Annotated in this window: 1 pseudogene; it reads left to right on the top strand. The window is 67.8% G+C overall.

What is annotated here, in order from left to right:
• A pseudogene (locus tag DVK03_RS19450) lies at positions 1–472 on the top strand (hypothetical protein); the annotation flags it as partial.

The following is a 472-nucleotide window of genomic DNA, read 5'->3' as shown; positions in this document are numbered from 1 at the left end:
CCGTCGAGGTCCGTTCCACCGGCTCCCGCGTCGACGCGCACGACTCCGAGATCTCCGTTGTCCGCGCGACGCCGGTCGGCTTCGACATGGACTCCCGCATCCAGCTCGATTCGTGGAACTCCGGGAGCTACCTCGAAGTCGGCGAGACGCCACAGGGCGGGCTCGTCTACTACGCTGAGAACGCGACGTACAGCGCCGAGAGCGACTACGTCGAACTCTACAGCGACGGCGACCAGCGCTTCTACGCGCCGAACGCGAGCAGCGGTTCGAGGGTCACCCTGAACACGCTCTCGGCGCGCGTCTCGCCCGAGCGGAACTCCATGCGCGTCCGCGTCCCGGAGAGCGTCAACGCGACCAACACCGAGTTCGTCGTCGAGCCCGCCAGCGTCGTCGGCGACTCGTGGACCGCGGAGTACGTCGCCGGCACTGACGGCCAGTGGTACGCTATCGTCGACGGCTCCGACAACGAGCT

The organism is Haloferax sp. Atlit-109R, assembly GCF_003665865.1.
Taxonomy (GTDB): Archaea; Halobacteriota; Halobacteria; order Halobacteriales; family Haloferacaceae; genus Haloferax; species Haloferax volcanii.
This window is presented reverse-complemented; position numbering and strand designations above follow the sequence as displayed.